We start from the raw sequence: 24,986 nt of genomic DNA on the forward strand, positions 1-24,986 counted from the left end.
GCGGCGCCCGAGGAGACGTACATGTCCGAACCAGAGACACCGAAGCAGGTATCAGCATCTCTCGTCCGACCGCCCTCGGACGCTGCGCGGACCGTCATCATGACCGTGGACGACGATCCCGGGGTGTCCCGGGCCGTCGCCCGAGATCTGCGGCGGCGCTACGGCGCCTCGTACCGGATCGTGCGCGCGGAGTCCGGAGAGTCCGCGCTGGAGGCGCTGCGGGAGCTGAAGCTGCGCGGTGATCCGGTCGCGGTGATCCTGGCCGACTACCGGATGCCCCAGATGAACGGCATCGAGTTCCTCGAACAGGCCCTGGACCTCTATCCGGGCGCCCGGCGCGTGCTGCTGACCGCGTACGCGGACTCGAACGCGGCGATCGACGCGATCAACGTCGTCGACCTCGACCACTACCTGCTCAAGCCCTGGGACCCCCCGGAGGAGAAGCTCTACCCGGTGCTGGACGACCTGCTGGAGGCGTGGCGGTGCAGTGACTTCCGGCCGGTGCCGAGCACCAAGGTCGTCGGGCACCGGTGGTCGGCGCGCTCGTCGGACGTACGGGAGTTCCTGGCCCGCAACCAGGTGCCGTACCGCTGGTACTCCACCGAGGAACCCGAGGGGCAGCGGCTGCTCGCGGCCGCGGGCGAGGACGGGCAGCGGCTCCCGGTGGTGATCACGGCGGACGGTACGGCGCTCGTCGAGCCGGAGGTGCCGGAGCTGGCCGCGCACGTGGGGCTGGCGACGACGCCCACGGTCGACTTCTACGACCTGGTCGTCATCGGCGGCGGGCCGGCCGGGCTGGGCGCGGCCGTGTACGGGGCCTCGGAGGGGCTGCGTACGGTGCTCGTGGAGCGGTCGGCGACCGGCGGGCAGGCGGGGCAGAGTTCGCGGATCGAGAACTATCTGGGCTTCCCGGACGGTGTGTCCGGCGGCCAGCTCACGGACCGGGCGCGACGCCAGGCCACGAAGTTCGGCGCCGAGATCCTCTCCGCGCGGGAGGTGACCGGTCTGGAGAGCAGCGGGGCGGGGCGGCTCGTACGGTTCGCGGACGGGTCGCAGATCGCGGCGCACAGCGTGATCCTGGCGACCGGTGTGTCGTACCGGCAGTTGGAGGCGCCGGGTGCCGACGAGTGGTCGGGCCGCGGGGTGTTCTACGGGTCCGCGCTCACCCAGGCCGCCGCCTGCCAGGGCCACGACGTGTACATCGTCGGCGGTGCCAACTCGGCCGGGCAGGCGGCGATGTATCTGTCCCGGGGCGCCAAGTCGGTCACCCTGCTGGTACGCGGAGCGGACCTCACCGCGTCGATGTCGCACTATCTGATCCAGCAGATCGCCGAGTCGCCGAACATCTCGATACGGGCCCACACGGTCGTCGAGGCCGCGCACGGCGACGGTCACCTGGAACAGCTGATGTTGCGTGACACGACGAGCGGTCGGACCGAACTGGTCGACGCACAATGGCTGTTCGTGTTCATCGGCGCGGCCCCGCTGACCGACTGGCTGGAGGGCACGGTGCTGCGGGACGAGCGCGGGTTCATCCTCGCCGGGCCCGATCTGACCGCCGACGGGCGGCCACCGGCCAACTGGGAGCTGGACCGGCCGCCGTACCACCTGGAGACCAACATCCCCGGCGTGTTCGTCGCCGGGGACGCGCGCGCGGAGTCCGCCAAGCGGGTCGCGTCCGCCGTCGGAGAGGGAGCCATGGCCGTGATGCTCGTCCACCGGTATCTGGAGCAGTCGTGAGCGGGCGGCTGATGCCGTGCAGCGCGGCGGAGATCAGCTCGCTGTTCCTGTTCGAGAGGCTGAGCTCCGAGCAGATCGACAGGCTGTGCAGCGAGGGGCGGGTCGAACTGTTCGACCCCGGGCCGGTGTTCACCGAAGGTGACGCGGCGGTCTGCTTCTACGTGATGATCGAGGGCACGGTCGTCATGTCGCGCCGGGTGGGCGGCGACGACATCGAGGTGAGCCGCACGTCCCAGCCAGGGGTGTACGCGGGGGCCGTGCGGGCGTACGTCGGGGACGGGAAACCGCAGCGGTACATGAACTCGCTGCGGGTGTCGGAGCCGACGCGGTTCTTCGTCCTGCCCGCCGAATCGTTCGCGACCTTCATGCACGAGTGGTTTCCGATGGCGGTCCATCTCCTGGAGGGGCTCTTCCTCGGTTCGCAGACCTTTCAGCAGGCCATCGGGCAGCGCGAACGGCTGCTGGCGCTGGGCTCGTTGTCAGCGGGTCTCACCCATGAGCTCAACAACCCGGCCGCGGCGGCCGTACGGGCCACCTCGTCGCTCAGGGACCGGGCCGCGCACATGCGGCACAAGCTCAGCGCCATCGCCTCGGGCCCCTACCGGGGCGACGCCCTGAAGGCCCTGCTCGACCTCCAGGAGCGTACGGCCGAGCGGGTCTCCAAGGCGCCGCCACTGAGCCCGCTCGAAGCCTCCGACCGGGAGGACGAACTCGCCGACTGGCTCGACGACCACGGTGTCCAGAACGGCTGGAAGATCGCGCCTACCTTCGTACAGGGCGGTCTCGACATCGACTGGCTGGAGCAGATCGCGACGGCCGTCGACGAGCGGGAAATCCTGCAGAGTGCCATCGAGTGCCTCAACTACACAGTTGAGACCGAGCTGTTGATGTCCGAGATCGAGGACTCCACCGCCCGTATCTCGCACCTCGTCGACGCCGCCAAGCAGTACTCGCAGCTGGACCGCGCGCCCTACCAGGTCGCCGATGTCCACGAACTCCTCGACAGCACGCTGCTGATGCTGTCGGGCAAGATCGGTCCACAGGTCAAGGTCGTGAAGGAGTACGACCGTTCGGTGCCGAGGATTCCGGCCTACCCGGCCGAGCTGAACCAGGTGTGGACCAACCTGATCGACAACGCGGTCTTCGCCATCAGGAGCGCGGGCGGCGAAGGGACGTTGACCGTACGCACCGCTGTGGTGCACGACCGGCTGCTGGTGGAGTTCCGCGACACGGGCCCGGGAGTGCCGGCCGAGGTCCGCGGCCGGATCTTCGACCCGTTCTTCACCACCAAACCGGTGGGCGAGGGCACGGGGCTGGGGCTCGACATCTCCTGGCGGATCGTCGTCAACAAGCACCACGGTGACCTGAGAGTCGAGTCCGTACCCGGCGACACCCGCTTCCAGGTGCTGCTCCCCCTCACCGCCACCGACCCTGACATCGAGCCCGACGCCGTCTCCGACCCGGCTCAGGAGCCCTCATGACCAAGGACACCGGAAATCGACCGCAGCGGGGGAGACGCCGGCCAGGACGTCGACTCCGGAGCGCGGGCGGTGCTCTCCGAGACAGGACGCCTCGGGCGACCGCACCCCTTTGCACCTGATCAACTTCACAGGCCAGCGAAATGAGGTGAATGCCGGTATCGCGGCATTCTCCTCACCGGAGAGGACAGAACCATGGAACGCAACGAGTCTCCCGACGTGACGTACGCGAGAACCTGGAGCAACGGCCGCGGCGAGGTGCGGTTCTTCACCCGGGCCGATGGCTCGCGGCTGCGCTACTACACGGTGGGCACCGGCCCCGCCCTCGTGCTGATGCACACCGTGCGCGGCCAGCTCGACTACTTCCAGCGGGTGATCCCGCTGTTGTGGGACCACTACACGGTCTACGCGCTGGATCTGCCCGGGATGGGATGGTCCGACATCGTCCCCGGCGCACAGTACGAGGAGCCGCAACTGCGGGCCGCGGTCGTCGAATTCGTCCGCGGACTGGACCTTCACGACGTCACCCTGTCGGGCGAATCGCTCGGCGGCGCCCTGTCCCTGTCGGCATCGGTCGACCTGAAGGACCGGGTCGGCCGGGTCGTGGCCTTCAACAGCTACGACTACCCTCAGGGAGGTGAACGCGGGAACTGGATCGCCCGCGTCATCATCTCCAGCGTGCGGATGCCCGTGCTGGGCCCCTTCTTCGCCACCCAAGAGCCGCGGCCCGTCTTCCGGGCCATCCTGCAGGGCGGCTACGTCGACAAGGCCCGGCTGCCCGAGGACTTCATCACCGAGCTGCTGAGAAGCGGCCGCCGCAAGGGCTACGACAAGGTGGCCCGAGGGATCTTCCGCAGCCTCAAGGGATTCGAGAGGGCCCGCGAGCGCTACCCGCGCGTGTCGGCACCCGTCACCCTCGTCTACAGCGAGAACGACTGGTCCCGTCCCGCCGAGCGGGACCGCGTGGCCAACGCGCTGACGGACGTCCACCGCATCACCGTGCCCCGTACCGGCCACTTCTCCGCCTTGGAGCGTCCCGACGAGATGGCGCGGATCCTGCTCGACGCGGCCTGACCCGACCCGGCAGCCATCGGCACCCGCCGCCCAGCCCCGTCAGGACATGAGGAAGTGCCATGACTCAGACCGTCCCCCCCCACCTCGTCAACCGCCTTGTCATCGACACCGACGACTCGTTTCGGCGATCCCCGCATCGCCGAGGTCGGAGCACGACTCGACGCCGAAGTCGCTGAACTGCTCCACCTCATGGCACTGCCGGTACCACCGGAGCCGATCACGGCCTGACCCTGGGCACTCCAGCACCGTTTCGCTGTCTGGCCTGGTCAGAGGCGTCGTCGGGCGTGTAGCGGACTGGTGGCCCGTCAGGGACGGTCTTGCCGGACCGCCCCTCCGATGAGAGGCATCGCCGCCGGGCTGAATGACACGCGGTGCAGAGGCTCGCCGCGCTGCCTGACTGACAAGGTCCTCGGAGGCGGCCACGGGCCCGAAGTCCGCGAGCGGTTCGGGCTGCTGCCCGGCGGCATGCTCACCACGCGGCGTCGTGGCGGTGGGTGATGTACGTGAACGCCGCCTTCGCGGCCCCCGCCCCGATCGGTGCATTGCCGCCGCCGTTGTGCTGAGCGAGGGCCGACCCGCCGTATTTGACAACTCAGTACAGAACGGCTAAGTTTCTGACTGTTCAGTACACAACGGCCCTGAGCTCACCGGACAGGCTGGACAGGCTGCGTGCACGCCTGGCGTTGCGGTGCCCTCCAGGCCGATGCGGTGCGGTCTGATCCTCGCGATCTTGGCGAAGGCGTTCATCGACGTACTGGATCCGTCCATCACGAACGACCTCGGCAAACCGGGGCCGGACTCTTCACAACAGCCCACGACGGTCGCCGCCCGCTTCCTGCGCTTCCTGAACGGCTGCCCCTCCAACCACCCAGAACTCGAAGGATCGACCGAACCATGACTGATCAGGAAAGGCAGGAGGCCGTGGCTGCGGCGACTCCTCCGCACGCGAGCGACGCTCTGCCCGAGGGGACCGTCGACGCGGTGGTGATCGGCGGGGGCGCCGCGGGGCTGAACGGTGCACTGATCCTCGCCCGCTCCCGCCGCTCGGTCGTCGTGATCGACAGCGGCTCCCCGCGCAACGCGCCCGCGGAGGCGGTGCACGGCCTCATCGCCCTGGACGGCACCCCGCCGTCCGAGATCCTTCGACGGGGCCGGGAGCAGGTGCGCCAGTACGGCGGACGTGTCGTGTTCGGTGAGGTGGTCTCGGCCGACTCCGCCGCTCCGTCGGTGGACGGGGACCTGAGGTTCACCGTCACCCTGGCCGACGGCCGCAGCGTCACCGCGCGCCGCATCCTGGTGGCCACCGGCCTGAAGGATGTGCTGCCCGAGGTGCCCGGGCTCGCCGGGCACTGGGGACACAGTGTGGTGCACTGCCCGTACTGCCACGGCTGGGAGGTGCGCGACGAGCCCATCGGCGTCCTCGCCACCGGCACGGCGTCCATCGGCCACGCGTATCTGTTCCGTCAGCTGACCGAGGACCTGACCTACTTCACCCACGGCACCGACCTGGACGAGGACACCCGCGCCCGCTTCGCCGCCCGCGGCATCCGCGTCATCGACACCCCGGTCACCGAGGTCGTCGACGACGCCGACGGTGCCCTCGCCGGAGTGCGCCTGGCCGACGGCCAGGTCGTGGCCCGCCGCGTCCTCGCGGTCGCCCCGCGGATGCAGGCCCGCACCCATGGCCTGGAAGGTCTGGGCCTGCCGGTGCAGGACCTGCCGACGGGCCGCACTTTCGCCTCCGGTGTCGACGGCACCACCGAGGTGCCGGGTGTGTGGGTGGCCGGCAACGTCACCGATCCGGTTGCCCAGGTCGGGGCCTCCGCAGCGGCCGGTGCGCTGGCCGGAATCGACATCAACAAGGTGCTGGCCGTCGCGGACACCGACGCGGCCCTCCAGGGGATCGCCGAGGGAAGCCCGCAAGGGGTCACGGAATGATCTTGAAGCCCGGAGATCTCAGCCCGTCACCCGCTTGTCGCACGGGCGGTCAGGTGATTCCGCCCGTCCGTCCCGTCCCCCTCTGGAGCTACTGATGACCTTCCTCGCGAACACCCCCGTGGAGAAAATGACCGGGCCCTACGCGCGGCGCTGGTGGGCGCTGCTCGTGCTGTGCCTGAGCCTGCTGATCACGGTGATGGCGAACACGTCACTGATCGTCGCCGCCCCCGACATGACCACCGACCTGAGCCTGAGCAGCAGTGATCTGCAGTGGGTCGTCGACAGCTACACCGTTCCGTACGCGGCGCTGATGCTGGTGCTGGGCGCGATCGGCGACAAGTACAGCCGGCGCGGCGCGCTGGTGCTGGGTCTGCTGATCTTCGCCGGCGGTTCGGTGATGGGGAGCCTGGTCGACGAGACCTCGCTGGTCATCGTGGCCCGCGCGATCATGGGTGTCGGTGCCGCGGTCGTGATGCCGGCCACGCTGTCCCTGGTGGTCGCGACCTTCCCCCGGAGCGAGCGGGCCAAGGCCATCACCGCCTGGGCCGCGACCTCCGGGGTGGCGGTGGCCGTCGGCCCGCTGGTCTCCGGCTGGCTGCTGGAGAACCACGCCTGGGGCTCGACCTTCCTGATCAACGTGCCGTTCGCCGTCCTCGCCGTGTTCGGCGCGCTCGCCCTGGTACCGCCGTCCAAGGCGGAGGGCATGGGCCGGATCGACTACGTCGGTGGTCTGCTGTCGATCGTGACCGTCGGCTCGCTGATCTACGCCGCCATCGAGGGCCCGCACTCCGGCTGGGGCGTCGGCCCCGTCACGGCCGCCGTGATCGCCGGTGTCGGTCTGGTCGCCTTCATCGCCTGGGAGCTGCGCCACCCGCACCCGATGCTGAACGTCCGGATGTTCGCGCTGCGGCCTTTCACCGGCTCGATGCTCGCGGTGATGTTCTTCTTCTTCGGCATGTTCGCCGTGATCTACTACGCGACGCAGTTCCTGCAGTTCGTCCTCGGCTACGGCGCCCTGGACACGGGTGTACGGCTGCTGCCGCTGGGCGGTGCGGTGTTCCTCGGGTCCGCGGTGACCGGGGTGCTCGCCCCGAAGCTGGGGGTGAGGGTGATGGCCGTGACCGGCTTGACCATCGGCACGGTGGGCATGTTCCTGCTCACCCAGATCGACAAGGGGTCGACGTACGGGGACTTCCTGGCGCCCCTGATGATGCTGGGCCTCGCGCTCGGTCTGGCCATCTCCCCGGCGACCGACACGATCATGGGCTCCTTCCCCGAGTCCGAGCTGGGCGTCGGCGGCGGTGTCAACGACACCGCGTTGGAGCTGGGCGGGGCGCTGGGGATCGCGGTGCTGGGCTCGCTGCTGGGCACGGCCTACCGGGACGAGCTGACCGACCTGGTGGGCAACCGGCTCCCGGCCGAGGCGATGGAGACCGCCAAGGACTCGGTCGGCGCCGGCCTGGCCGTCGCGCAGCGGGTCGCGCAGGACCCCTCCGCCGGGCCCCAGCAGGCCCAGGCCGCCGTGGACGCCGTCCACCAGGCCTTCGCCCACGGAGTCGCCCAGACCAGCCTCATCGGCGGGATCGTCATGGCCGCCGGAACCCTCATCGTCCTCGCGGTCCTGCCGGGCCGGCGCGCGTTCACCAAGAAGAGCGCCGAGCCGGGGGCAGGGACGGCGGTGAGCGAGGCGGCGACTGTGCGGGAGCACACCGGGTCCCCCCGCTAGATCGCCGACGGGGCGTCCACCGGATCGCCAGGGACGCGTCCGCCGAGTCGCCGGGCACCGCCTCCGCCGGATCACCCGCCAGGCGCGTCGGCCAGGAACCCGGCGGCGCGAGACGCGCAGGGCGCGGGCCTGGTCCACGTCCACCCATACCGAAGGCGATGAAGGCCGTACTCGATGCGGACTCCGATGCGGACTCCGAGGCCTTGAAGCCCGCCGAGTGTGACGGCCTCAGTAGGACGGACTACCAGAAGGCCGCGACTGAAGTCCTCGCGGACATGAACGGCTGAGACGCGCTCCAGGACGCTCTCGACGAAGCCGCCACGACCGTCCCGGTCCTGGCCGGCCCCGACGAGGTCATGCACGAGCCGGCCCGACCGTCGCGGGCTGAAGGCCCCTGCGTCACCCGTACCTTCAGGGCCGCACGAAGCTCTCTGCTGAGCGAGCTGCACACTTCCAGCTCATGCAGCAGGGTGTGCGCGACGAGGACACGTGCCGAATCGTCGGGTCGAACTCGAAGGCCGGCAGGCGCCGGGGCAACGGACGCAGACCGTCCGGCGGGAACAAGGCGGCATCACCGGTTCGTCCGGTGGTGCCGCCGTCCGTTGGTCGTCGCGATGCCTGAGCCAGGACGAACGGGTCTACATCGCCGACCGGGTACGGGAGAAAGTGCCGGTCAGGGCCATCGCCGTCGAGCTGGGCCGCAGTCCGTCGACCGTCAGCCGCGAGATCCGCCGCAACCGCACCACAGGCACCCCCGGCCAGTGGCATCACCGGCCAGTGGCATCACCGGCCAGTGGCACCACGGCGCTACGCCGCTCAAGCCCGTTGCAGGCAGCCGCTGCCCCCGCCCCAAGCCCCGGAAGATCCACCAGAACCCCGAGCTGCGGGTCTTCGTCCAGGCCGGCCTGGACCGCCGGTGGAGCCCGGAACAGCCATGCCATGCTCTCCTTGCTTCGGCCAGCCGGGCAACCAGCACAACAGCACCACCAAACTGGCCAAGTCCGTCCGGTGCAGGGCGATTCAGGGCCCCCTGTCCTGGGGTGCGGTCGGGGCCGATCACGGGCTACCGGTCGTGGAGCGTGCCGGCCGGGTCGAGACACCGGCTTCGTGTCGGTGGCCGATCCGGGATTCTCACGTACGGCCACACCAGCGGTCAGCTGTCTGCGGAGAGGTCCGCGGCAAGGAGCTGTCCGGTGAGTTCTATGCACCGTGTCCGGGCCGCGGAGAAGCCGTAGGGCATCTTGGTGATCGCTTCGAAGGCGCTCATCCGGGCTCCCTCCTCATCCTCCTCGCCGCTCGCCTCGGCGTCGTAGATGTCGAAGAGCTTCTCCTCGGCCTCGTCCAGTCCGGCCGCTTCAATGGCCTGGTGCAGGGCCTTGTGGTGGGCGTGGTGCCGCGCGGCGAGTTCCTCGACCTGCGGGTCGTGGGGGTCGACGGTGTCGTCGAGGGCGGCGTCGGCCGCGTCGAGGCGGTCTGCCTCGGCCCGTAGGCCGGGATGGGTCGCCAGGGTGATGAACACACTGGCCTGAATCGCGGCGCCGAGCGGCCCGAAGATCCGTTCCGTGACCAGCAGGGTGTCCAGGTCGGAGGGGCGCAGTGCGCCAGGGGGCAGGTGGCTGAGCCGGTCCGTGACCAACGGGGAGAGCAGGCCCAGTGGGCTGCCCACGGCTCGCAGGCGCTGGACTGCCGCGCGCTGACGCTTGATGTCGGCCTCCTGGGCGGCCAGGGTCTCCTCCAGCCGGCCCAGGACGTCCTCGACGTCGCGGGCTTCGTCGAAGGCGGTCCGCATGTCGTCCAGGCTGATGCCGGCCTCGGACATCTTGCGGATCCACAGCAGGCGGATCATGTCGTCGTAGCCGTAGCGGCGGCGTCCGTCTCCGCCTCGCTCGGGCTCGGGCAGCAGACCGATCTGGTGGTAGTGACGAATGGCGCGCGGGGTGGTTCCGGCGAAGGCGGCGGCATCGCCGATCTTGACCTCGCGGGGAGGCGTGGCGGAGGGGTACATCGCAGACGGGGCCTTTCGTGCTGTGGTGCCCTCGACGACACCACATGCCGCTACGGCATGTGCAACTACCCACCACGCGTACCGGCTCACGGTGGTCACGCCGGAGGCGATGGACAGCGCGTAGGCGGCCTCGTTCCCGGAGCTGTGCGACCTCACCTTGTTCTCGGACAGGTTGAGCGGATCCGCGACGGTCGAGGTGCGCACGCCGTAGAAGGTGTTGTCGTGGTGCGGCCAGCCGAGCGCACGTAGTTGCGGAGTTGGAGGAAGGTGCCGCCCCGGTCGAGGATGCCGTTGCCGCCGGGCTCGCGGACGATGTCGCTGTCGACGTTGGTGTCGGTCAAGACGGTCACGCCGTGCGAGGCGCAGTTGTAGATGGTGTTGCTGTCGACGGCCAGAGAGCCGATGGGTTCTCAGGTGGCCCTTCGAGGCTGCTGTGGGACGTGCGCGCTGGGCCCGGCCCTGGCATGCCTTGCAGCGCCCCGGAGGGCAGCCAGGGGTCCGGCAAACCTGCATCGCTCTGCGGGGCATGACCACGTTGCCCGTGCGGAATGCACTTGGGATGGCAGCAGAAATGACTGAGGCATTCGCCGCCACGGTGGCAGCGGTGGCCCCCGTAGTGCTCTTGGTGGCCGTAGTCGAGGTTGTCGGGTATGAGCGTGAGCGTCGCGAACGGGGTCATCGCTTCGTGGGAGCTGCCGTAGGCATCACTGACCTCGCGAGCCAGGCGCGCCGGGTAGGTCGCATGGGCGACGCGGCTTTGCTCGTTCGCCTGAGGACCGTGCAGGAAATCCATGAGGTGTACCCAGGTGTAGCCCGGGCCTTGGCTCGGAAGCTCGGGGTGAGCGTGCCGGTGGGCACAAAGAAGGCATGGGTACACCGGTTGAGGTGGTTGAAGTGGATCGCCTGGGCGTGCTGGGCCACCGTGCTAGTAGCCCAAGCTGTGGCAGCCATGATTGCTCTGAACGCCTTGCGGGACCTATCCCACGTAAACCCGATGGCGGACGAAGTATGCGCAGTGATCGTGAGTGTCGGCGTGGGATGGGTGGCGCTGTGGCCGATCGCCCGGGTCACGTTTGCTTACACATGGGGTGGGTTCGAGGCGATGAGCGAGCACGTGAAAGCTAACGATCCTTTTCTAAGGGCACTCCAGGACCGGATCGCTCAGTTGGAAGCAGAACAGGTTTAGGAACGTCGGAGCCCTCGCCGAAGAGTTGATGCGCGGGCTCTGTTGCGCGCACGGCCGCGTTGGACGAGCTTGTGGACGCCGCCGACGGTGATGCCGAGCAGTTGTGCGGTTTGGTGGGCGATGAGGTAGTCGGGCTTCCACATCTGCGAGCCGACGCGAACCGAGTTTCTCCACTCGGCGCCCGTCCCGCTCACCAGGATGAGTTTGCGGAGGAGTTGGATGCTCTCTGCCTGCTCTCGCCGGTTCCGAAGAACGCCTGGCGCTGGGTCGAGACCGCCCAGTACAAGCTCACGCAACAAGGTCAGCATCAGGCAGCGGGAGTGATCGACCTGTTGGTGTGCGCGACCGCGGTGCACTACGGGCACACCGTGCTCCACGTGGACAACGACTTCCCAACGGTCGCCGGGGTCCTCAAGGAGGTCGAGCAGCGTGACGTGTGGACCTGACTGTGGCCGCAACGCTGCGATCGGCTTCCTGCGGGGCAATGATCCCCGTGACGGAGTAGCGGCGAGGCACGCAGGGGGCGGGCATGCAGGGTGCGCGGAGGGGCCGGTCGAGACGGGCTCGTATCGGTGTGGCGGTGTTCCGTCTGGTCATGGCGGTGGTGATCGTGCTGTTCGCTTGGCGGACGTATGAGGAGATGGCCATCGCCGACGCCCGTTCCTCGGGGAACCTGGAACTGGCGGACGCCGTCGTCGTCGATCGGACGGAAGAACACGGGAGGGCGCCCAGGGGCACAGGCCAGGACCGCTATGCGGACTGGGTCCACTGGGACAGGGTCACGCTCGAACTGCGGGTGAACGGCGAACTGCAGTCGGTGGAGGCCGGCGGCGAGGTGGGCGACCATGTCCAGGTCGGCCTGTGGCACGGGCACATCATCGAGCTCGACGGCTTCTACGTGTGGCAAGGGTGGGGCAGCGGCCCCGGAGGGTACATCCTTGTCGCGTTCTACCCCCTGGCCATGGGCTACCTGATCGTCCTGACGGTGGCGGCGCGCGTCCGGATGGCGCGCCGGGGCGGCGCCCGGGTGGGCGACCCGGTCGACTTCGTCTTCGAGATCCTTTTCGGCATCATCGTCGGAGCTGCCACGATCGTCCCGCTGGCCGTGGTACCCGCAGCCCTCGGCACCGAGCATCCCCGGTTCTGGCCGCTCATCCCGGTGGCCGTCGGCGCCACGGTCACCCTGCTCGTCATGCGCCGGCAGCTCCGGCGCGGGCAGAGCGGGGCCGACCGCACCGAGGCCGACGACACCGGTACGGAGGGCGCGCCCGCACGGCCCTGAGCGCCGGGCGTCAAGGCATCGGACGCAGCCCCGTCACGCCGGTCCGGGCCCGCCCCGGCAGTTCCTCATCGGATGCGCTTCGCCGGCCTGGTCGCGGCGTTGAGGAGGTACTCCAGGGGCCCGCGGCGGAAGAAGCGGGACCACAGGGCGGCGAAGACGATCGCGCCCAGGATGTAGGTGAGTACGGGTATCCAGGACTGCTGGGTGCCGGTTCCGGCGGGGGTGGAGAACGCGGACTGGGCGAGGAAGTGGCCGACGTAGGCGGTCAGGGACATGGTGCCCACGGCGATGACCGGTGTGGCCAGGCGGCGCAGTCGCGGCAGGCGGTCCACCAGCACCGTCGCGCCCACGATCACCAGGATGGCGACGCCGACGCTGCCGATGATGTCGAACGTGGTGCCGCTGTGCGGCCCGGCCGTCAGCAGCGTCGACGCCGGCATCTCGGGGAACGAGCCGCCACCGGAAGGCATCGAGGCGCTGTCGAGCGGCATCGAGCCGGAGCCGCCGGACGACGAGCCGTCTTCCGCGCTGCTGCGCAGGGCGCCCGGGCCGGCGAGGAGCAGGGACGTGCCGTAGGCGGCCGCGGTGAGGGCGGCGCCGAGCGCGGCCAGACGCTTGAGGACGGTGGTGGAGGACAGGTCGAGGCGGCCCAGGGCCATGCCCGCGATCACGAAGGACATCCAGGTGAGGGCCGGGTAGAAGCCGTTGAGCAGCAGGTCGAGGACGCCCACCTCGCTGAGATGGCGGAGCGGGTCGTAGGCGTTGACGGTGTTCTGGACCGACGGTGTCAGCAGCGCGTTCAGGGCGAACGCCAGCTGCGGGGTGACGAGGGCGCACGCGGCCGCGATGATCGCGAGGGTCATGGCGCTCAGGCGGACCAGGGGCAGGGCGAGGAGGAAGTAGACCCCGTAGAAGCCGAGGATGATCACTCCTCCGTACTCCATCGCCAGCACGGTGCCCAGGGCCAGCAGGATCACGGCGCGGATCGCGATGCGGGCCCGCGCCTGCCGGCCCGCCAGGCCGGTCTTCGGCTCGCGGCGGCCGGCGATCAGCATCAGCGAGAACCCGGCGAGGGTGGCGAACAGGACCGACGAGTGGCCGTCCGCCATGTACCGGATCCAGCTCGCGACGCCGCTCGTGGCGGACAGCGGGGGGCCGATGTGCACGATGTACATGCCGAACACCGCCAGCGCGCGGGCCAGATCCACCCCGACGAGCCGTCCCATGGAAGGGCCGGGCGAGGTCGGCTCGGCGGTCTCGGGGGAGGTCCGGGACTGCGGGGGCGGGTTCTCCTGCGGGACTGACGTGTCCTGCGGTGTGGTGGGTGTCTGTGGCATGGGACGACCCTCGCGTCGCCGCCGGTCGCGGGGCCATCCGGCAGGCCGCGGTGCTGCCCCCGCCGGTCGGCGGGCACCGCCCCGCCGGCCGGCAGAGAGCGGCGACCGGCCGGCCGGCAGAGGGCGGCGACCGGCCCGGCCGCACCGGTGCGGCCGGGTGACGATCTTCTTCAGCCGCCCGGCGGGGGTCAGTCCGCGTCGGCCACGATGGAGCCGACACGTTCGGCCAGGGTCGGGTCGCGCCGGACCAGGAGGGCCGCATAGCAGACGGCGGCTAGCAGGGTGGCGACCGCCACGTACGGGAACCAGTTGTAGGGCGCGGGCTGGCCGGGCTTGGCCAGGTAGTAGAGCGGGATCAGGATGGCCACCGTACCGATCACGGGCAGGACGAGGTGCCGGACCGGCCGGAACTCCTGCGGACGGTACCTGCGGTAGTACAGCGGCAGGGCGATGTTGGAGGCGAGGTAGACCAGCAGGATCAGGATGGCGCCGAGCGTCGAGGACTCGGTGAAGAAGACCACGGGGTTCATCGAGCCGCCGGAGGAGCCCAGCAGGTGGCCCAGGCCCCAGCCGCCGATGATCAGCAGAGCGGTGAGGGTGAAGGTGATGATCGCCTTGTTCGGTGTGCGGCGGATGGGGTGCACATAGCCGAAGAAGGAGGGGAGCAGCCCCTCGCGTCCGGCGTTGAACACCAGGCGGGCCTGGGAGTTGATGCCGGCGATCAGTACGCCGAGGGTGGAGGTCAGTCCGCCGAGGTAGGCGAGGAACGCCAGCACGCCGAGGGTGTTCTCGGCCACCTCCACGAAGGGGATGCGGGAGGCGCCGAGCCGGGTCACGTCGTAGCCGAAGCCGGTCACCGTGGCGTAGGCGAAGAGGATGTAGCTCACCGTCATGATCGCGACGGAGGAGAACACCGCGCGGCCGACGTTGTGGCGCGGGTTCTCCGTCTCCTCGGCGAGGGCCGCGGAGTTCTCCCAGCCGATGAACAGGTACACCGCCAGCGGGAAGCCCGCCGCCAGCCCCTTGAACCCGTCGCTGATGTGGCTGGGCAGGAAGGGGTCGAAGGACAGCTCGCCGCGGTGTTCCACCAGCGCGGCGACCGACACCACGACCAGCACCAGCATCTCCGCGCCGAAGAAGTAGCCGGCCCACTTGGTGGAGACGACCACCCCGCGCAGCATCAGCGCCACGGCCAGCCCGGTGAGCAGCAGCGTCCAGATGATCCACGGCAGGTCCACCCCGGTGTAGTGGTACAGGGTGATCTGCACGAACCCGCCGGAGATCGAGATGACGCCGGCCATCGCGATGATGTAGCCCAGAGCCGCCAGCAGCGCGGTCGTCACCGCGCTGACGGGCCCGAAGGTCTTGCCGACGAAGGTGATGAAGCTGCCCGCCGAGGGGTGCGCCCGGGAGAACTCCGCCAGCGTGTTGCCGAGCAGCGCCACCGCGACGCCCGCGGCGAGGATGGTCAGCGGCGAGGCCACGCCCGCGGTGGTGGCGAGGAAGGCGAAACCGAAGAAGAAGCTCATGGCCGGGCCGACGTTGGCCATCGTGGCGGCGGCGATGTCCGCCATACCGAGGACGCCACCGCGCAGCCGCTGCGGCGCGCCGCCGGCAGGGCCCGGCGGGGACGGCGAGCCGGCTCCGGGGTGGGGCATGGCGGCAACTCCTCGTGTGGTGGGGCGGTGTGGTGGATACGCGGGGGTACGACGGCCGGGCCGGCACGGACCGGGAGTCAGCGGTGCCGGGCGCGGTGGTGTGCCTTCACCGCCTGTACGGCCGCGTCGGTCGCACCCCGCCCGAGTTCGGCGAGCAGCTCGGCGTGGCAGTGGTTCTGCGCCCGGACGACCGCGGGGTCCGGTACGGGCAGCAACAGGCACAGCCGGCCGAGCAGGTCGGCGGCGAACTCACGGATCCCGGTGCCGCCGAGCGCCACCGCGAGGTCCAGGTGGAACCGGGTCTCCAGCTCGGCCAGGCGGGCCGGGTCGTCCGTCTCCTCCATCTCCTCGACCAGCGGCCGGAGTCCGTCCAGCCGTGCGGGCGGGACCTCTCCCGAACCGTGCGCCACGAGGCCGCATTCGAGCAGGAGCCGGAAGGCTTCGAGCGAAGCCGCCTCCTCGGGGTCGTGGGTCAGAGCCACGACGGTGTCCCACTCCTGGGCGACGAAGGTTCCGCCCGCGCGTCCGCGCCGGCGGTCGAGCAGGCCGTCCTGGCACATGCCCTCCAGCGCGCGGCGCACGGTGATCTCGCCGATTCCGAGTTCCTCGGCGAGGACCCCGGCGTCCGGCAGCCGGTCCCCGGGCCGTACGGAACGCAGGCGTACCCGCAGGGCGATCCGTGACCGGACGAGATCGGATCCGCTCTGGCCCCCGCCGGGCAGGGCGCGGGCGTGTCCGACGCCGGTGGCCGCCGTCGTCTGGGCCGGGCCGGGCGGGTTGTAGGGCCCGAACTTGCCCGCTGCATTCGCCACGGCGCCACCCTAACGGCCCGCTGAGCGCGGTCGCGGTCCGCGACGGCCGCCGCGCGGAGCGCCGGACCGGCGTCGAGGGCGGGCGCGGGCCCGGTGCGGGGCGGTTGGGCCCGCCGGTGGTTCCCGCGACGACACCGCGGTGTGGTGCATGGGGGCTCCCGAGGAGGTGGTGATCCGGTCCGGCCCGCGACGGCCGTCGGCACAGGCGGCAGGCGCGGCGCGGCACGGCAGGGCACGGCACGGGCGTCGCGACGGGTGGAGCGGGTCGCGCTGCAGGAAAAATTAGAGCAAGGTGAACAGTTAAACAAGACCCTGCCGTGGGCGGGCCGGAAGGTGCGGGCGGGGCGAACGCGGAGGCCGGTCCGATGGCGTCCTGACCAGGGGATTCGCGCCCTGGCGGGAGGGTCGCGGGGCGTCGGCGAGGGTGCGGGCCGAGCGGGTGCGGGGTGGGTGTGGCCCGGCGGGACGGCGTGCCGACGCCAGGGCATGGGCGGACGGACCCCTTGTTTTATTCGATCGTCCTGAACTATTTTCCTGAACGCCACCGGGACGACCGGTCCGACGGGGACCGGCCCGGAGGCCACGGTCCACCATGCCCTCCCTGCGGCCGTGATCGCCACCCGCACGTTCACCCGGCACGCCCGCACCCCTCATGCCCGACGGCCTCCCCGCCGCCGGCCGCCCGGCCCCGCCGGAACCTTCCCTCGTCCCCACCTGCTTCCTGGATGCCGAGATGACCACACAGACACCTCGTCCCGCGCCCGATCCGGTGACCACCACCGAGAGCCCCTCAGGAGGATCCGGCCTGCAAGCCGGACTGAAGAACCGTCATCTGTCGATGATCGCGATCGGCGGTGTCATCGGTGCGGGCCTGTTCGTCGGCTCCGGCTCCGGCATCGCGGCCGCCGGTCCCGGCATCCTGATCTCGTACCTCCTCGTCGGCACCCTCGTGGTGCTGGTGATGCGGATGCTCGGCGAGATGGCCGCGGCCAATCCCACCTCCGGCTCGTTCTCCGCCTACGCGGACCGTGCGCTGGGCCGCTGGGCCGGGTTCACCATCGGCTGGCTGTACTGGTTCTTCTGGGTCGTCGTGCTCGCGGTAGAGGCGACCGCCGGTGCCAAGATCCTGGCCGGATGGATCCCCGCGGTACCGCAGTGGGGCTGGGCCCTGCTCGTGATGGTGGTCCTCACCGCCACCAACCTCGTCTCCGTCGGCTCCTACGGCGAGTTCGAGTTCTGGTTCGCCGGCATCAAGGTCGTCGCGATCGCCGCGTTCATCGTGGTCGGCGGGCTCGCGATCTTCGGCCTGCTGCCCGGCTCGGACCACCCGGCGTCCGGCTTCTCCCATCTGACCGACCACGGCGGATTCCTGCCCAACGGGCCGGGGGCGATCCTCACCGGCATCCTGATGGTGGTCTTCTCCTTCATGGGCAGCGAGATCGTCACCCTGGCCGCCGGTGAGACCGAGAACCCGCGGGCCGCGGTCACCAAGGCCACCAACAGCGTGATCTGGCGGATCGCGGTGTTCTACCTGGGCTCGATCCTGATCGTGGTGTCGCTGCTGCGCTGGGACGACCCGGCGATCCTCAAGGACGGCTCGTACGTCGCCGCGCTGAACTCCATCGGCATCCCGCACGCCGGCGAGATCATGAACGCCATCGTGCTCACCTCCGTCCTGTCCTGCCTCAACTCCGGCCTCTACACCGCCTCCCGGATGGCGTTCTCGCTCGGCCGTCGCAGCGACGCCCCGGCCGCCTTCGCCCGCACCAACGGGCGCGGCGTCCCCCAATCGGCCATCCTGGCCTCGGTGGTCTTCGGCTTCGTCGCGGTCGCCTTCAACTACCTGTGGCCGGACACGGTCTTCCAGTTCCTGCTGAACTCCTCCGGCGCGATCGCCCTCTTCGTCTGGCTGGTGATCTGCTTCTCCCAACTGCGGATGCGCAAGATCATCCAGCGTGAGTCGCCGGACAAGCTGGTCGTCAGGATGTGGCTCTACCCCTACCTGACCTGGGCCACCATCGCGATGATCACCTTCGTCCTGGTCTACATGCTGACCGACACCGCCGACGGTGGCGGCCGCGACCAGGTCGTCCTGTCCACGCTGCTCGCCGTGGCCGTGGTGGTCTTCGCCCTCGTCCGCGAGCGGCGGGCCCGGAACGCCCGGCCGGACAAGGTCACCTCCGCCTAGCGGCCCGGCCCGTCGTACGGCCGACCCGCCCCGCCGGTGACGCGGCCCTCCCGCCGCGTCACCGGCTTCGCGGCGTCCGCGCCGCGGTGCGATGTCCGCGCCGCGGCGCGGCCCGCTTCTACGACGAGGGCGGCGGACCGGGCGCCCGTCCGACGGGAGCCCCGTCCGCCGCCCCGGTCGCCGGGTCGGGCGGATCCGTCGTCAGCGGCCCCTGAAGACGGGGGTCCTCTTCTCCAGGAACGCGCTCATGCCCTCCTTCTGGTCCGCCGTCGTGAACAGGGCGTGGAACACGCGCCGTTCGAAGAGGAGCCCGTCGCGCAGGCCGGTCTCCAGGGCCCGGTCGACCGACTCACGGGCGGCCGAGACGGCCCGGCGGCCGTAGGAGGCGATGGTCGCCGCGGCGTCCGTGCTCTCGGTGAGGACGCGGTCGTCCGGGACCACCCGCGACACCAGGCCCGCGGCCTCCGCCTCGCGGGCGCTCATCGTGCGGCCCGTGAGGATCAGGTCCATGGCCTTGGCGCGGCCGACCAGGCGGGTGAGCCGCTGGGTGCCGCCGATGCCGGGGATCACGCCGAGCTTGATCTCCGGCTGGCCGAAGACCGCCGACTCGCCCGCGACGATCAGGTCGCACATCATCGCCAGCTCGCAACCGCCGCCCAGCGCATGCCCGTTGACCGCCGCGATCTTCGGCGTCCGGAATCCGGCGAACTCCTCCCAGCCCGCGAAGTAGTCCTCCGCGGCCATGTCCTCGGCCGACTTCCCCGCCATCTCCTTGATGTCGGCACCGGCCGCGAAGACCTTCTCCGACCCGGTGACGACGAAGCAGCCCACGTCCGGGTCGCGGTCCAACGGGCGCATCACGTCGAGGAGTTCGCCCAGCAGCTCACCGCTGAGGGCGTTCAGGACGTGCGGCCGATGGAGTCGTACCGTGACCACGCGGTCATGACGTTCGATCTTGAGGGTGTTCAACGACTCTCCTCTTCTCCCTCGCCTGCCGGTTCCGGCGGTTGTCATGAGTCCCAGATCGCGCCGTACGCGGGAATCCCGCGCTGTTCGAGGCCGTGCACCACCTGCCAGGTCAGCTTCTTGTTGGAGATGCAGATGACAGCCTCGGCGCCGAAGTCGCGGTACGCGGTGTACGCGAGCCGCACCATGTCCGGCTTGCCGTGCTGCGAGGTGTCCCAGACCAGCGCGTTCGGCTGGACGGCGAGGATCTCGTCGACCAGCTCGTCGCCGTAGGTCCTGCGCGGGTCACGTGTCGCCCACACGAGCCGGGAGGGCACCTCGGCGGCCAGCAGGTGCGGCAGACAGGGGCCGATGCCGCTGCCGGTTGCCACGTAGATCACTTTGCTGAACAGGGTCTCGATATTGGCGACCCCGGCCGTGGTGATGCCCTTGACCCAGACCTTCGCCGGCGCGTCGTCGATGAACGAGCCGGTCCAGTCGCCCGCGCGCGAGATGGTCAGCCGGAAGCCGGGTACGCCGGGTGAGGGCACGTTGGCGAAGGAGTGCCATTCGGTGAGCGGACTGCGGCTGATGGCGGTGGAGGAGCCCGCGAAGGGGGTCACACCGTGGTCGAAACGGGCCAGCGCGACGTGCGGGGAGGGCCTCTCGATCCGTACGTCCACCTTGCGCAGCCGCAGCCAGGGCAGGGCGACGCTGAAGGTGACCACGGCCAGCACCCCGATGGCGACCGGCCCCTGCCCGCCCAGCAGCGTGTGCGTCCAGAACAGGGCGAGGGCGCTCCAGCCGCCGAAGCGGTGGATCTTCTCGAAGCGGTCGTGGAAGCGGGAACGGAACGGCGGCAGGGCGGTGGCGACGATGACGGCGAGCAGGGCCACCAGTGTCCAGCTCACGGCCATGAGGGCCGGGTCGGTGCCGTCGACGGCCGACGCGACCGCCCCGGCGAGGAACCACGCCGCTCCGGCCAGCGCCCCGCCCACGTGCAGTCCGCCGAAGTGGTAGACCTTCCCGAGCGTCCACCGCGCCTTCAGCGGCCAGCTCGTCGGAGCCCAGGTCGCCAGCCGGAAGAAGAGGTTGACGACGTACTGCTGCCGGACCACCACCGCGAGCGCGAGGTTCGCGAGGGACGCGTGGCCGACGGTCTCGGCGTCCGGCACCCAACTGGCGGTCAGCAGAACGATGTTGGCCAGTATCACCAGCGCAGCGAGGCGGTTGTAGTGCATCAGACGGGGGTGCTTGAGCAGGCGGCGGGGCGCGGACGTGAGCGGCGGGAGTTCGGCGAGAGCCGAGGGCGGTACGCCCGCGACGCCTCCCGCCTCCGCGGACGACGTCCCGGCGGAAGCGGCCCCGGTGGAGGCGGCCCCGGCGGACGAGCCGCCGGCCGACGAGGTCTCGATGGACGACGTCATCGGGCCGCCCCCTCTCGTACCGCCGGCACCGGCAGCAGGGGTGCCCCCGCGTCCTGGACCGGCACCGCCCGCGCGGCCTTCTCCCGTTGCTCCGCCAGCCGCAGCAGTGCCGCCCGGTCGACCTTGCCCCGGTCCGTCTCCGGCAGCGCGGCCAGCGGGAGGACCGTGGCCGGCACGCAGTAGTACGGCAGGGCGTCGGCCACCGCGCGCCGGGCCGTGTCCGGGTCGACGTCGGCCGGGCAGACGAAGGAGACCAGGCTGCGGGCGTCCCGCTTCAGGGTGACGGCGCGGGAGCAGCCCGCCACCGACTCCAGCACCGAGGAGACGGAGTCGAGTTCCACGCGGAAGCCGCGGACCTTGACCTGGTCGTCGGTACGGCCCAGGTGTTCGAGTTCGCCGTCCGGTGTCCAGCGGCCCAGGTCGCGGGTGCGGAACATGCGGTGTCCGCCGCCGAGGAAGGGGTCGGGGGCGTACCGCTCGGCGTTCAGCGCCTCGTTGTCCAGATAGCCGGCCGAGACGCAGTCGCCTCCGGCCCACATCTCGCCGACCTCCCCGATGGGCAGCGCACGCCGGTGCTCGTCGAGGACGTACACCGTGTTGTTGGGGGTGGGGCGGCCGATCGTGAGCAGCGCGTCCTCCACGCGGTGCCGGCGCATCGTGTTGACGATCGTCGTCTCCGTGGGCCCGCAGGAGTTGTGGAAGGCGGACCGCCCGGCCCAGGCGTCCGCGAGCGGGCGCGGGCACGGCTCGCCCGCGACGGCCACCGTCCGCACCCGGGGGCAGTCCGCCGGGTCGATCCCGGACAGCACCGTCGGCGTCGCGATCAGCACGTCCGCCGTACGGGCCGCCGCCGCGACGTCCTTGCCGCGGATCACGAGCGTGCCGCCGTGGGCGAGACAGCCGAGGATCTCCCAGGCGGCCATGTCGAAGGCGATGTTGAGGAGCTGGGCGACCCGGTCACCGGGGCGGATGCCCAGGTCGCCGGGCGAGGTGAGGAGGATGTTCGCGACGTTGCGGTGGGTGACCTTCACCCCGTTGGGCTTGCCGGTCGTGCCCGAGGTGAACAGGACGTAGCACCCGTCGTCGGGGCGTACGGGCCGCTCCGGGCGGACCGGCCCCGGCGCGGGCGGGCCGGCGAGATCGTCGTCGAGCGTGATCAGCCGGTGCCCGGTGGCGGGCAGGGGCACCCGCAGCGTGTGCTCCGACTGGGTCAGGACGACCCGGGTGCCGGCGGTACGGATGACGTGCCGCAGCTGGGTGTCGGGGGTGAGGCCGATGTCCTGCGGGACGTAGGCGGCGCCTGCCTTCAGCGTGCCGAGCAGCCCGACGAGCATCGGGACGGACCTGCGGACGAAGAGGCCGACGTGGTCGCCGGGCCGTACGCCCTCCCGCAGGAGCACGGCCGCGAGGCGGGTGGCACGGCGGTCCAGTTCGCCGTACGTGATCGTCGTGCCCTGGTGCTCGGCGGCGACCGCGTGCGGCGCGGCGGTGGCCCACCGTTCGAAGGCGTGGTGGACGAGGGGGTCGGGGACGGGGATGTCAGGGCCTCGGCCGAACTGCCGGAACAGGGCCCTGTCGTGAGGGGACAGATGGCTCAGGGGCATGCTTCACAGACCTCCTGGCTGTGTGGGGAGAAGATGCCTCGGGCTACTGAACGCTGACGTGCCTCGAAAGGTGCATGGGTCGAGCGCCGTGCGGAGGTGCGGGCGACAGCACCGGTGTGCGGTGGCGCCTCAAACAGCTTCAACGTTCAATGTGCTCTGCGTCACTGTGAAAACCAGTCACATGACTGGACTTGCGGCACAGCGACCGCTTCCCTCCGGGCAGGCGCCCGCAGCCACATGCGCTGCCGCGCGTCACGGGACGTGGGCGCGTTGTCGGGTGCGTTGTCGGGTGCGGGTGAGTGGGGGCTGGTCGCGCAGTTCCCCGCGCCCCTGAAAAGCAGGGGCTGTGCTCCCTGCTTTTCAGGCCCGCAGGGGCCTGGGCTTTCAGGGGCGCGGGGAACTGCGCGAGAAGCCCCACCGGACCCGCACCCGACAACGCACCCCCGACCACCCCCACGAACCCCGGGCGCTCAAGGCCCGCTTAAGACGCCCTCGGCACGCTCGGTGCGGCCACCGGCAGTGGTGGTGGGTCCGTGTCCGGGATGGGGCGCGGACCCGCGTCGGTGCTCCCGGGACACCGCGGGCGCCGAGCGACGGGCGATTCAGTGAATGGAGACACCATGGCCACGGTTGTGAACACCGCCGTGGGCGAGCGGACCGGACCGCTGGACCGGCTGCGCGCCCTCCACGCCGAAGGACGCCTCGCCGACGCGTACGACGAGGTGCCCGGTCTGCTGTCCGAACTGGCCGCGGCGGGGGACCCCGCCGGGCCCCCGGCCCCGGACCTGGCGCGAGCCGGGCAACTGCTGTCCCGGCTGGACCGGGACGAGGTGCTGCGCGAACACCCCGGCACCGAGACGATCACCGTCGCGGTCACCGGCGGTTCCACCCTCAACGGGCTCACGGCCCCGCTCACCGCCGAACTCGCCCGTCACGGCCTGCTGTCGAAGCTGCACGAGGGCGACTACGACTCCTGGCGCCGCGATCTCCACAACACCGCCAGCGAGATGTACGACGCCGATCTGGCGCTGTGCGTGCTGGACGCCGAGATCGTCTTCGGCGAACTGCCGCACCCCTGGCTGGTGGAGGACGTCCAGCGCGTCACCGCCGGGAAGCTCAACCTGATCAGCTCGCTGGTGGAGCGCTATGTCACGCGCGGCGGCGGCACCCTGGTGCTCAACACCGTGCCCCTGCTCCGCGGCCATCTGCGCCGGCTCGTCGACGCCCGCTCCCGGGCCCGGCTCGGGGTGATCTGGCGGGAGTTCAACGCCGGACTGCTGCGGCTGGCCGTCGTGCACGAGCGTGTCCACGTCGTGGACCTCGATCCGCTGGCCGCCTCCTGCGGCCCGGTCAACGAGCCCCGGCTCGCCGCCTACGCCAAGGTGCAGTTCGGTGAGGAGGTCCTCGCCGGCTACGCCCGGGAGGTCGGCCACCTGGCCCGCGTGCTGCGCGGACGCACCAAGAAGGTGCTGGTGGTCGACCTGGACAACACCCTGTGGGACGGCATCCTCGGCGACGACGGCCCGGACGGCATCGCCGCCGCCACCACCTACCGCGGCGAGGCGTTCGGCCGGTTCCAGAAGGCCGTCGGACAGCTCGGCGCGCAGGGCGTCCTGCTCGCGGTGTGCTCCAAGAACGACATCGAGCCGGTCCGCGCCGTCCTGCGCGAGCACCCCGACATGGCCCTGCGGGAGACCGACTTCGTGCAGGTCACCGCCAACTGGGAGCCCAAGGACCGGAATCTGCTGGAGATCGCCCAGCGGCTCAACCTCGGCGTGGACAGCTTCGTCTTCGTGGACGACTCGCCGTTCGAGTGCGGTCTGGTCTCCCGCAGCCTGCCCGGCGTCGCCGTGGTCCGGCTCGACGAGGAACCCGCCCTGCACATCGAACGGCTGCTCGCCGACGGCTGGTTCGACGTACGGGAGTTGACGCCCGAGGACCGTGCCCGGTCCACGCAGTACCGCACCGAGGTGGCCCGCCAGGACCTCCTGGAGGGCGCGGACTCCATGGAGGACTACCTCGCGGAACTGGGCGTCGAGGTCACCCTCTCGCCCCCGCGGGACCACGAGATCCCCCGGGTCTCGCAGGTGACGCTGCGCACCAACCAGTTCAACCTCACCACCGAACGGCTTCAGCAGGCCGATGTGCGGGCCCTGCACGAGTCCTCCGACGGACTGGTGCTGGCGATCCGCTCCGCGGACCGGTTCGGGGACAACGGACTGGTCGGAGCGATCCTGGTCAGCGGCGCCGGCGCGGACGGCGCGGCGGACGGCGGCTGGCACATCGACAACATGCTGCTGAGCTGCCGGGTGTTCGCCCGCGGTATCGAACAGGCAAGCCTGGCCGCCGTGCTGCACGAGGCGCGGGCCCGGGGGGCGGCCGCCGTGTACGCCCGCTACCGTCCGACGGCCAAGAACCACCGGGTGCGCGGTCTGTACCCGTCCCTGGGCTTCGCCGAGACGGGCGAGGACGCCGACGGGACCGTGTCGTTCCGGCACGACCTGACCGAGGAACACCTGCCGACGCCGCCGGCGCACGTCCGTCTGAGCACGGACTTCACCCGGCGCTCGTCCTGAGGCGGCCGGT

The 24,986-nt window shown here is 70.7% G+C and carries 17 protein-coding genes and 2 pseudogenes; 12 read left to right on the top strand and 7 right to left on the bottom strand.

What is annotated here, in order from left to right; genetic code table 11:
* The first annotated feature begins 99 nt into the window (after positions 1-99).
* From SCAB_RS29940 to SCAB_RS49560, 7 genes and pseudogenes are all read left to right on the top strand, one after another.
* Positions 100-1,740 carry an FAD-dependent oxidoreductase gene (locus SCAB_RS29940; RefSeq protein ID WP_086022895.1) on the top strand — a complete coding sequence of 547 codons (1,641 nt, stop codon included), beginning with the start codon at positions 100-102 and terminating at the stop codon, positions 1,738-1,740.
* A complete protein-coding gene (locus SCAB_RS29945) occupies positions 1,737-3,221 on the top strand; it encodes an ATP-binding protein (protein ID WP_013003844.1) in 1,485 nt (494 codons plus the stop codon). Before SCAB_RS29940 ends, SCAB_RS29945 begins: the two co-directional genes overlap by 4 nt.
* A 192-nt stretch (positions 3,222-3,413) precedes the next feature.
* Positions 3,414-4,292: an alpha/beta fold hydrolase gene (locus tag SCAB_RS29950; RefSeq protein WP_013003845.1), complete on the top strand. Its 879-nt coding sequence runs from the start codon at positions 3,414-3,416 to the stop codon at positions 4,290-4,292.
* A 730-nt stretch (positions 4,293-5,022) separates the two neighbouring features.
* Positions 5,023-5,190 carry a hypothetical protein gene (locus tag SCAB_RS47435; protein WP_158512265.1) on the top strand — a complete coding sequence of 56 codons (168 nt, stop codon included), beginning with the start codon at positions 5,023-5,025 and terminating at the stop codon, positions 5,188-5,190.
* Entirely contained in the window at positions 5,187-6,230 is a 1,044-nt protein-coding gene (locus tag SCAB_RS29960) for an NAD(P)/FAD-dependent oxidoreductase (RefSeq protein ID WP_231885145.1), read from the top strand. Before SCAB_RS47435 ends, SCAB_RS29960 begins: the two co-directional genes overlap by 4 nt.
* 94 nt (positions 6,231-6,324) lie before the next feature.
* On the top strand, positions 6,325-7,956 hold the full coding sequence (locus SCAB_RS29965) for an MFS transporter (protein WP_013003850.1): 1,632 nt from the start codon (positions 6,325-6,327) through the stop codon (positions 7,954-7,956).
* Between the two features lie 394 nt (positions 7,957-8,350).
* Positions 8,351-8,903, top strand: a pseudogene (locus tag SCAB_RS49560) (helix-turn-helix domain-containing protein); the annotation flags it as partial.
* 206 nt (positions 8,904-9,109) lie between these two features.
* Here the strand turns inward: SCAB_RS49560 and SCAB_RS29970 are convergent.
* On the bottom strand, positions 9,110-9,961 hold the full coding sequence (locus SCAB_RS29970) for a MerR family transcriptional regulator (RefSeq protein WP_037726474.1): 852 nt from the start codon (positions 9,959-9,961) through the stop codon (positions 9,110-9,112).
* Between the two features lie 526 nt (positions 9,962-10,487).
* Between SCAB_RS29970 and SCAB_RS29975 the strand changes: the two genes are divergently transcribed.
* The 3 genes and pseudogenes from SCAB_RS29975 (at position 10,488) to SCAB_RS29985 (ending at position 12,429) form a co-directional block, all read left to right on the top strand.
* On the top strand, positions 10,488-11,147 hold the full coding sequence (locus tag SCAB_RS29975) for a hypothetical protein (RefSeq protein ID WP_158512266.1): 660 nt from the start codon (positions 10,488-10,490) through the stop codon (positions 11,145-11,147).
* A gap of 135 nt (positions 11,148-11,282) precedes the next feature.
* Positions 11,283-11,593, top strand: a pseudogene (locus tag SCAB_RS29980) (PIN domain-containing protein); the annotation flags it as partial.
* 134 nt (positions 11,594-11,727) lie between these two features.
* On the top strand, positions 11,728-12,429 hold the full coding sequence (locus tag SCAB_RS29985; RefSeq protein WP_158512267.1) for a hypothetical protein: 702 nt from the start codon (positions 11,728-11,730) through the stop codon (positions 12,427-12,429).
* 65 nt (positions 12,430-12,494) lie between these two features.
* On the opposite strand, the gene SCAB_RS29990 is transcribed toward SCAB_RS29985, so the two are convergent.
* The 3 genes from SCAB_RS29990 to SCAB_RS30000 form a co-directional block, all read right to left on the bottom strand.
* Positions 12,495-13,766, bottom strand: a complete 1,272-nt coding sequence (locus SCAB_RS29990) for a DUF418 domain-containing protein (protein ID WP_013003858.1) — start codon at positions 13,764-13,766, stop codon at positions 12,495-12,497.
* A 188-nt stretch (positions 13,767-13,954) separates the two neighbouring features.
* Entirely contained in the window at positions 13,955-15,424 is a 1,470-nt protein-coding gene (locus SCAB_RS29995; protein WP_037726478.1) for an APC family permease, read from the bottom strand.
* Between the two features lie 77 nt (positions 15,425-15,501).
* Positions 15,502-16,236, bottom strand: coding sequence for a FadR/GntR family transcriptional regulator (locus tag SCAB_RS30000; protein WP_013003860.1), 735 nt, complete (start codon positions 16,234-16,236; stop codon positions 15,502-15,504).
* Positions 16,237-16,969: 733 nt separating this feature from the next.
* Between SCAB_RS30000 and SCAB_RS30005 the strand changes: the two genes are divergently transcribed.
* Positions 16,970-18,424, top strand: coding sequence for an amino acid permease (locus SCAB_RS30005; protein ID WP_013003861.1), 1,455 nt, complete (start codon positions 16,970-16,972; stop codon positions 18,422-18,424).
* 201 nt (positions 18,425-18,625) lie between these two features.
* Here the strand turns inward: SCAB_RS30005 and SCAB_RS30010 are convergent, their stop codons facing one another.
* From SCAB_RS30010 to SCAB_RS30020, 3 genes are read right to left on the bottom strand one after another with little or no spacing between them, the layout of a single operon-like run.
* A complete protein-coding gene (locus SCAB_RS30010) occupies positions 18,626-19,393 on the bottom strand; it encodes an enoyl-CoA hydratase-related protein (RefSeq protein WP_041669815.1) in 768 nt (255 codons plus the stop codon).
* 41 nt (positions 19,394-19,434) lie between these two features.
* On the bottom strand, positions 19,435-20,796 hold the full coding sequence (locus tag SCAB_RS30015; RefSeq protein WP_013003863.1) for a ferredoxin reductase domain-containing protein: 1,362 nt from the start codon (positions 20,794-20,796) through the stop codon (positions 19,435-19,437).
* Entirely contained in the window at positions 20,793-22,400 is a 1,608-nt protein-coding gene (locus SCAB_RS30020; RefSeq protein ID WP_013003864.1) for an amino acid adenylation domain-containing protein, read from the bottom strand. The genes SCAB_RS30015 and SCAB_RS30020 overlap by 4 nt, the downstream gene beginning before the upstream one ends.
* Positions 22,401-23,020: 620 nt before the next feature.
* Between SCAB_RS30020 and SCAB_RS30025 the strand changes: the two genes are divergently transcribed.
* A complete protein-coding gene (locus tag SCAB_RS30025) occupies positions 23,021-24,976 on the top strand; it encodes an HAD-IIIC family phosphatase (protein ID WP_013003865.1) in 1,956 nt (651 codons plus the stop codon).
* The last annotated feature ends 10 nt before the right edge of the window (positions 24,977-24,986 follow it).

It is taken from the genome of Streptomyces scabiei 87.22 (assembly GCF_000091305.1).
In the GTDB taxonomy this organism is placed as follows: domain Bacteria; phylum Actinomycetota; class Actinomycetes; order Streptomycetales; family Streptomycetaceae; genus Streptomyces; species Streptomyces scabiei.

Bases quoted from the DNA above. Each gene is read 5' to 3' on its own strand.
- SCAB_RS29940 (WP_086022895.1), top strand. From the start codon at position 100: ATGACCGTGGACGACGATCCCGGGGTGTCCCGGGCCGTCGCCCGAGAT.
- SCAB_RS29950 (WP_013003845.1), top strand. From the start codon at position 3,414: ATGGAACGCAACGAGTCTCCCGACGTGACGTACGCGAGAACCTGGAGC.
- SCAB_RS29960 (WP_231885145.1), top strand. From the start codon at position 5,187: ATGACTGATCAGGAAAGGCAGGAGGCCGTGGCTGCGGCGACTCCTCCG.
- SCAB_RS29965 (WP_013003850.1), top strand. From the start codon at position 6,325: ATGACCTTCCTCGCGAACACCCCCGTGGAGAAAATGACCGGGCCCTAC.
- SCAB_RS29970 (WP_037726474.1), bottom strand. From the start codon at position 9,961: ATGTACCCCTCCGCCACGCCTCCCCGCGAGGTCAAGATCGGCGATGCC.
- SCAB_RS29975 (WP_158512266.1), top strand. From the start codon at position 10,488: ATGACCACGTTGCCCGTGCGGAATGCACTTGGGATGGCAGCAGAAATG.
- SCAB_RS29990 (WP_013003858.1), bottom strand. From the start codon at position 13,766: ATGCCACAGACACCCACCACACCGCAGGACACGTCAGTCCCGCAGGAG.
- SCAB_RS29995 (WP_037726478.1), bottom strand. From the start codon at position 15,424: ATGCCCCACCCCGGAGCCGGCTCGCCGTCCCCGCCGGGCCCTGCCGGC.
- SCAB_RS30005 (WP_013003861.1), top strand. From the start codon at position 16,970: ATGACCACACAGACACCTCGTCCCGCGCCCGATCCGGTGACCACCACC.
- SCAB_RS30015 (WP_013003863.1), bottom strand. From the start codon at position 20,796: ATGACGTCGTCCATCGAGACCTCGTCGGCCGGCGGCTCGTCCGCCGGG.
- SCAB_RS30020 (WP_013003864.1), bottom strand. From the start codon at position 22,400: ATGCCCCTGAGCCATCTGTCCCCTCACGACAGGGCCCTGTTCCGGCAG.
- SCAB_RS30025 (WP_013003865.1), top strand. From the start codon at position 23,021: ATGGCCACGGTTGTGAACACCGCCGTGGGCGAGCGGACCGGACCGCTG.